This is a genomic window from Micromonospora sp. NPDC000207, from assembly GCF_040300925.1.
Taxonomy (GTDB): domain Bacteria; phylum Actinomycetota; class Actinomycetes; order Mycobacteriales; family Micromonosporaceae; genus Micromonospora.
In genome coordinates, this window is the sequence record NZ_JBEPEQ010000185.1 from 1 (window position 1) to 6,754 (window position 6,754).

Sequence of the window (6,754 nt, forward strand, 5' to 3'; positions counted from 1 at the left end):
GGCCAGCCGCTGCGCGGCGGCCAGGCTCTCCGCCGCGCCCGGCGTCGTCACCGCCGGCCGGTGCACCCGGTTGAGGACCAGACCGGCCAGCGGCATCCGCTCCTCACGCAACCGGCCCGCGAAATAGGCGGCCTCCCGGACCGCGTCCGGCTCCGGGGCCGCGACCAGCAGGAACGCCGTCTCCTTGGCCTGCAGGATCCGGTACGTCTGCTCGGCCCGCTGCCGGAAGCCACCGAACATCGAGTCCAGCGCGGCCACGAACCCGGACAGGTCGGTGAGCAGCTGGGCCCCGAGCACCTTCTGCACCACCTTCGAGAACATCCCGAAGCCTGCCGTGACGAAGCTGAACATGCTCCGGCCGCCGGTCCGCGCCGGGGCCAACAGCAGCCGCAGCATGCGCCCGTCGAGGAACCGGGAGAGCCGGGCCGGTGCGTCGAGGAAGTCCAGCGCGGAGCGGGACGGCGGGGTGTCCACCACGATCAGGTCCCACTCGCCCCGGGCGTGCAACTGGCCCAGCTTCTCCATCGCCATGTACTCCTGGGTGCCGGCGAAGGTGGAGCTCATGGCCTGGTAGAACGGGTTGGCGAAGATCTCGGCGGCCTTCGCCGGGTCGGTGTGCTGCCCGACCACGTCGTCGAAGGTCCGCTTCATGTCCAGCATCATGGCGTGCAGTTCGCCCCCGCCGGACTCCACGTCGATCCCCTTGACCTGCCGGGGGGTGTTGTCCAGCTCGGTCAGGCCCAGCGACTGGGCCAGCCGACGGGCCGGGTCGATGGTGAGCACCACAGTACGCCGACCGTGGTGCTCCGCCGCACGCAGCGCGAGCGCGGCGGCGGTGGTCGTCTTGCCGACCCCACCGGCACCGCAGCAGACCACGATCCGCACGCCGGGGTCGGCGAGGATCCGGTCGACGTCCAGCCGCGGCGCCGCGTCTTCGGAAGGCACCAATCGAGCGTATCGGGCCGTAGGGCTGCTCCGCCCGGTGCCGGGGCAGGTGTGAGTCAATCGGCGGCGAGCAGCGCCGCCGCCAGGGTGTCCAGTCCGGCCCTGTCGACCCCGTCCGGGAGCAGGGGCAACTCGGTGATCGGCAGCCCCAACTCCACCAGGTCGGCGCGGAGGGAGTCCTCCAACTCCCGGCGGGCCGCCTGGTCGCGCGCCTCGTCGTGCAGCCCGGCGACTGTCGCCTGGTCGGCCGGGAGACCGGCGGCGAGCAACCCCCGGCGCAGCTCCTCCGGGCCGACCGGCGCCCCGGTGGGCAGCGGGGCCCGCGCCGCGTTGACGATCACCCGCCCGGTCGGGAAGCCGAGCTGGGCCAGCTCGGCGACGGCGTCGACGGTCTCCTGGACCGGCATCTCCTCCAGCAGGGTCACCACGTGTACGGCGGTCATCGGGGAGCGCAGCAGGGCGGCGACCCCCTCGCTCTGGGTCTTGATCGGGCCGACCTTGGCCAGTCGGGCGGTCTCGGCGGTGACGTTCAGGAACCGTCCGATCCGTCCGGTCGGCGGTGCGTCCAGGACCACGGCGTCGTACGCCCGGCGTTGCCCCTCGGTCCGGGTGGTGGCCTCCTTCACCTTTCCGGTGAGCAGGACGTCCCGAAGGCCGGGGGCGATGGTGGTGGCGAAGTCGATCGCGCCGAGCTTGCGCAGCGCCCGTCCGGCCGCACCGAGCTTGTAGAACATGTCCAGGTATTCGAGGAGGGCCTCCTCGGCGTCGACGGCGAGGGCGCGTACCTCCCCGCCGTCGGCGGCGTCGGTCAGGTGACGCTCGGCGTACGGCAGGGGGTCGGTGCCGAAGAGCTGGGCGATGCCCGCTCGCCCCTCCACCTCCACCAGCAGGGTGCGGTGGCCACCGGCGGCCAACCCGAGGGCCAGGGCCGCCGCCACGCTGGTCTTGCCGGTGCCACCCTTTCCGGTCACCACGTGCAGGCGGGCGGGCCAGCCGGGGCGGGCCGGATCGGCCGGCTGCTGCGAGAGTCCCACGCCGTCGAGCCTAACCAGTCCTCCCGGGTGCGGTCGGCCGCCCGCCCAGGCCGTCGACCGACAGGGGGGATCGGCTCAGTTGACGTCGCAGACCCACCAGCCGCGTTTGCGTACCACTGTGAACCGCAGGTCCTGGTCGGCGACCTTCTCGTCGGAGGTGGTCATGGTCACCGTGGTGGAGACGGTGGCCCGGTCCCCGTTCTGGTTGTCCACGCTGGGAGAGCTCCACCGGAACCGGGGCCCGGCGTAGGCGGCCGAGTAGCGCTCCACCTCGGCGACCTTCGCGGCGATCTTCTTCTCGTCCCGGGCGGCGCTGCAGACCAGCCGGGTCGCCCGGGACGGGTCGTGGTCCCGGTAGACGGCGGTCATGAAGTTCTCCACGGCGATGGTCGGCTCGGTGGCCCCCTCGCCGTTCTCGGCGTTGCGCAGGGCGAGGAAGGCGGTGACCCCGCCACCGCCGCAGAGCAGGACCGTCGCGGCCAGGACCACGGAGGCGATCGTCACGCCGCGTCTGTTCCGGGTGCCCCGACGGGTGGCCGACGCGGTCGGGGCGGCGTGCTGTGGACCGGAGGAGGTGGCGGGCACCTCACGCGGGCCCCCGGACGATCCGGCCGGGCCACCGTACGGCGGTTGGGTCATTTGCTCTCCCGGGGGTGAGAGCGCCCACCGCCGGGAGGGGGCGGCGGCGCGGAGCGCGCGTACGGGGCGAGCCGTACCCGCCCGAGGAAGGGTAACGGTCGATGCCCGGATGAGAGGAGTGAGCCGGGTGTCCGTTTGACTCGGCCCCGTTGAGCAGGACGTAGGGGTGTTACACCCCTTTTGTGATCGCCATCGGTTACCGGACTCGGGATGTGTCGCATATGTGACTTGAGGTGATCGATCGTGCGCGTCCGGTTGAAGCCAGGGTCCTTCGGCCCTAATTTCGGGCCGACGGCGGGGGCCGGGTCGGACGGATGGTCCGGCCCGGAGGCCAAGGCATGACGAAGACGACGCCGGGAGGCACTGCGATGCACGACGCGGACGACACCCCCCGCTCCCCTGTCCCCTTCGGTGACCGGACCCGGCGGGCCGGCCCCGGCGGAGAGGTCGAGGGCCTGGTCAACGGCCCCCCACTCAACGAGCGGTCGTACCGCCGGTTGTCCGACCCGGGGGAGCTGGTCCGTACGTTGCACCGGCTCGACGACCGGGCCCGGGACGAGGAGGAGCCGGGGTACGTCATCCACCTCCCGATCCGGGTCGCCGACCTGTCCGCCGCGACCGCCCTCGCCGGGAAGGTCGCCGTCTCGCTCGGATTCCTGCCCGAACTGGACGCCGGCGAGACCACCGTCTCGACCACCGACGACCAGAACAACAGGCAGCGGGTCTTCTGCGACCTCCTGCTGGCCGACAGGTCCCGCTGCCCCCAGCGCTACGACCACGGCGGACCCTGTGGCGAGCTGCCAGGTGCCCCCGAGCAACGCCCCGCCCCCGGCCCGCCGTCGGGACCGTAGGCTGTCGCGGACCGTCAACACCAGTACAGGGAGCCCTCACCGATGCAGAAGTGGGAATACGCCACGGTCCCGCTGCTGGTCCACGCGACCAAGCAGATCCTCGACAACTGGGGCGAGGACGGCTGGGAACTCGTCGCCGTGATCCCCGGCCCGAACCCGGAGCAGCTGGTCGCCTACCTCAAGCGGGTCAAGGCGTGAACGGCGGCCCCCTCGCCAAACTGGCCGAACTGGGGCTGTCGCTCCCCGAGACGGCCGCCCCGGTGGCCAGCTACCTGCCCGCCGTGCAGTCCGGGCAGCACGTGTACGTCTCCGGGCAGCTGCCCATGCTCGACGGCAAGCTGCTCGCCACCGGAAAGGTGGGCGGCGGGATCTCCGCCGAGCAGGCCAAGGAACTCGCCCAGCGGTGCGCGCTGAACGCGCTCGCCGCAGTCGACGCGCTGGTCGGGCTGGAGAACGTGGTGAAGGTGGTGAAGGTGACCGGGTTCGTCGCCTCGGCACCGGGCTTCACCGGACAGCCGGGTGTGATCAACGGTGCCTCCGACCTGTTCGGCACCGTGTTCGGCGAGGCCGGGCGGCACGCCCGCAGCGCCGTCGGGGTGGCCGAGTTGCCGCTCGACGCCCCGGTCGAGGTGGAGGTCGTCTTCGAGGTCGGGTGAGTCCACCCGTACCGCGAGATCGTCAGTCGTTCCCCGCGATCCACAGGTCCGTACGCCAAGATCGCGGGGAGCGCCCGCCGGGGTCGTACGATCGCACTCATGACGGGTCATGTGACCGCGCCGGTGGCGGCACCGGCCGACGAGCTTCCGACCTGGGTACGGCTGCTACGGGCGCCGAACCCGGGCCCGATGACGCTCGACGGGACGAACACGTGGCTGCTGCGCGCCCCCGGCAGCGCCGAGACCGTGGTCGTCGACCCCGGCCCGCTCGACGAGGCGCACCTCGCCCGGATCGTCGAGGCCGGACCGGTGGCGGCAGTGCTGATCACCCACGGGCACCCGGACCACACGGACGGCTCCCGGCGACTCTCCGACCTGCTCGGCGGGGTGCCGGTACGAGCTGTCGATCCGGCCCACACCGTCGACGCCGAGCCGCTCGGTGCCGGTGACCCCGCCGGGGCGTGGCCGCCGCTGGAGGCGGCCGGGCTCGTCGTCGAGCCGATCCCCACTCCGGGACACACCGCCGACTCGGTCTGCCTCCTCGTCGAGCACGAGGGTGACCGGGCGATCCTCACCGGGGACACCATCCTCGGCCGGGGCACCACAGTCGTCGCCCACCCCGACGGCAACCTCGCCGACTACCTCGCCAGCCTGGCCCGGCTGGCGACGTACCGGGGGGTCACCGCGTTGCCTGGGCACGGGCCGGCGCTGGCCGACTGCGGGGCCGCCGCCGACTACTACCTGGCCCACCGGCAGGGCCGGTTGGCGCAGGTCCGGGCCGCTGTCGACGCCGGGGACCGGACCCCGACCGAGGTGGTCGCCCGGGTGTACGCCGACGTGGATCCCGCCCTGTGGTGGGCGGCCGAGTGGTCGGTCCGGGCCCAGCTGGAGTACCTGGGGGTGCCCGTCGGGGAGTCCGACGGCTCGGAAGCGCGGTTGGACCAGCCGTGACCTGCCCGGTGTGTGGAACCGTCGCCGTACCGGGTGCTCGGTTCTGCCACAACTGCGGGGCCGCCCTGCCGGCCGCCGCGATGCTGCCCGCCGCCGAGCGCCGGGTGGTCACGGTGCTCTTCGGGGACCTGTCCGACTTCACCTCCTGGTCGGAGGACCTGGACCCGGAGCGGGTCGGCGCTGTCACCGACCGGGTGCTCGCCTCCCTGGCCGGGGCGGTCAAGACCTTCGGCGGGCACGTCGACAAGCTCACCGGCGACGGGATCATGGCGGTCTTCGGCGCCCCGGTGGCCCACGAGGACGACGCCGAGCGGGCGGTCCGGGCCGCGCTGTCGATGCAGCGGGCGGTCCGGCGGGTCCTGGACGACGAGCGCGGGGGCGGAGCCCCCCTCGGCCTGCGGGTCGGCCTGAACACCGGGGACGTGATCGCCGGTATCCAGGCCGCCATCGAGTACACGGTCATCGGGGACACCGTGAACACCGCCGCCCGGCTGGCCGACGCCGCCGCCGTCGGCGCGGTGTACGCCGGTGGGCGTACCGCCGCCGCGACCCGGCACGTGGCCTCCTGGCGGGCCCTGCGACCGCTGCGGCTCAAGGGCAAGCGGGAACCGGTCGAGGCGTACGAGCTGTTGGGTCTGCTCGACGCCCCGGGGACCCGGTCCGGGCTGGGCGACGAGGCGCCGTTCGTGGGGCGGGAGACCGAGGTGGGTCGGGTCGCCGGACGGCTCGCCGAGGTGATCGACCGGGGGGAACCCCGGGTGCTGCTGATGACCGCCGAGGCGGGGATCGGCAAGTCCCGCTTCTCCGCCGAGGTGGAACGCCTGGCCGCCGGGTACGACGTGGGTGCCGGCCGGTTCGCCGCGCACACCGGTGCCCGGGTGCTCTCGGTGCGCTGCGCCGCCTTCGGTGAACGGCGTCGGCTCGCCCCGCTGGCGGACCTGGTCAGGGCGGCCGTCGGGTTGCCCAGCGACACCGCCACCGCGTTGACCCGACCGGCCGTGGAGGAGCGGCTGCGCCGCCTCGGCCAGCGCCTGGCCCGGTTGAGCCCGGAACCCGCCCCGGTCGTTACCGAACAGATCCTGGCCCTGCTCGGGTACGCCGAGCTGACCGCCGGTAGCCCCACCGAGCAGGGCGAGTGGACCACCAGCGGCACCCCGGTCGACGCGGAGGCGGTGCCGAACGCCGTCGCCGAGCTGCTCAGCGGGCTCGCCGTCGAGGCTCCCCTGGTGGTGGTGGTCGACGATCTGCACGACGCCACCGCCGAGACCATCAGGGCGCTCGGGGTCACCCTGTCCCGGCTCACCGGACCGGTGCTGGTCCTGCTGCTGGGCCGCCCCGAGCTGGTGCGTACCGCCGGGGCGTTGACCCGGGTCTCGGAGGCCGAGGTGCACGCGTTGCCGCCGCTGCGCGGAGCCGACGCCGCCCGGCTGCTGACCAGCTACCTCGGTGGCGGGAAGCTGCCGCAGGCCGACACCGACAGGCTCCTCGCCACCGCCCAGGGGAACCCGTTCTACCTGGCCGAACTGGTCACCCTGCTGATGGAGCGGGGGGCGCTGACCGCCGTCGGCGGCGGCGGGTGGCGGCTCGCCCCGGGTTCGCTGGGCAGCCGGCTGCTCTCCCGGGACCTGGCCGCCGTCCTGGCGGCCCGGATCGACGCGCTGCCGGTCGTCGCCCGGTC

The 6,754-nt window shown here is 73.6% G+C and carries 8 protein-coding genes; 5 read left to right on the forward strand and 3 right to left on the reverse strand.

Annotated elements, in window-relative coordinates:
- The 3 genes from ABT336_RS26370 to ABT336_RS26380 form a co-directional block, all read right to left on the reverse strand.
- Positions 1–948 (reverse strand): ArsA family ATPase (locus ABT336_RS26370; RefSeq protein WP_350900142.1); only part of this gene is annotated, 948 nt, incomplete at its 3' end.
- Between the two features lie 53 nt (positions 949–1,001).
- Entirely contained in the window at positions 1,002–1,979 is a 978-nt protein-coding gene (gene bagA, locus ABT336_RS26375; RefSeq protein ID WP_350900144.1) for an ATPase BagA, read from the reverse strand.
- Positions 1,980–2,054: 75 nt separating this feature from the next.
- A complete protein-coding gene (locus tag ABT336_RS26380) occupies positions 2,055–2,618 on the reverse strand; it encodes an Rv0361 family membrane protein (RefSeq protein ID WP_350900146.1) in 564 nt (187 codons plus the stop codon).
- Positions 2,619–2,986: 368 nt separating this feature from the next.
- On the opposite strand from ABT336_RS26380, the gene ABT336_RS26385 reads away from it, so the two are divergent.
- The 5 genes from ABT336_RS26385 to ABT336_RS26405 form a co-directional block, all read left to right on the forward strand.
- Positions 2,987–3,469, forward strand: a complete 483-nt coding sequence (locus ABT336_RS26385) for a hypothetical protein (RefSeq protein ID WP_350900148.1) — start codon at positions 2,987–2,989, stop codon at positions 3,467–3,469.
- A 42-nt stretch (positions 3,470–3,511) separates the two neighbouring features.
- The gene (gene sp36 / locus ABT336_RS26390; RefSeq protein ID WP_350900150.1) at positions 3,512–3,667 is read left to right on the forward strand and encodes a Sp36 family protein; all 156 of its coding nucleotides are present in this window, start codon (positions 3,512–3,514) and stop codon (positions 3,665–3,667) included.
- A complete protein-coding gene (locus ABT336_RS26395; protein WP_350900152.1) occupies positions 3,664–4,125 on the forward strand; it encodes a RidA family protein in 462 nt (153 codons plus the stop codon). The genes sp36 and ABT336_RS26395 overlap by 4 nt, the downstream gene beginning before the upstream one ends.
- A 99-nt stretch (positions 4,126–4,224) precedes the next feature.
- Positions 4,225–5,076: an MBL fold metallo-hydrolase gene (locus ABT336_RS26400; RefSeq protein ID WP_350900154.1), complete on the forward strand. Its 852-nt coding sequence runs from the start codon at positions 4,225–4,227 to the stop codon at positions 5,074–5,076.
- Positions 5,073–6,754 (forward strand): adenylate/guanylate cyclase domain-containing protein (locus tag ABT336_RS26405; protein ID WP_350900156.1); only part of this gene is annotated, 1,682 nt, incomplete at its 3' end. The genes ABT336_RS26400 and ABT336_RS26405, both read left to right, overlap by 4 nt.

Excerpts from the sequence above, each read along its gene's own strand:
- ABT336_RS26380 (WP_350900146.1), bottom strand. The coding sequence starts at position 2,618 with ATGACCCAACCGCCGTACGGTGGCCCGGCCGGATCGTCCGGGGGCCCG.
- ABT336_RS26385 (WP_350900148.1), top strand. The coding sequence starts at position 2,987 with ATGCACGACGCGGACGACACCCCCCGCTCCCCTGTCCCCTTCGGTGAC.
- sp36 (WP_350900150.1), top strand. The coding sequence starts at position 3,512 with ATGCAGAAGTGGGAATACGCCACGGTCCCGCTGCTGGTCCACGCGACC.
- ABT336_RS26400 (WP_350900154.1), top strand. The coding sequence starts at position 4,225 with ATGACGGGTCATGTGACCGCGCCGGTGGCGGCACCGGCCGACGAGCTT.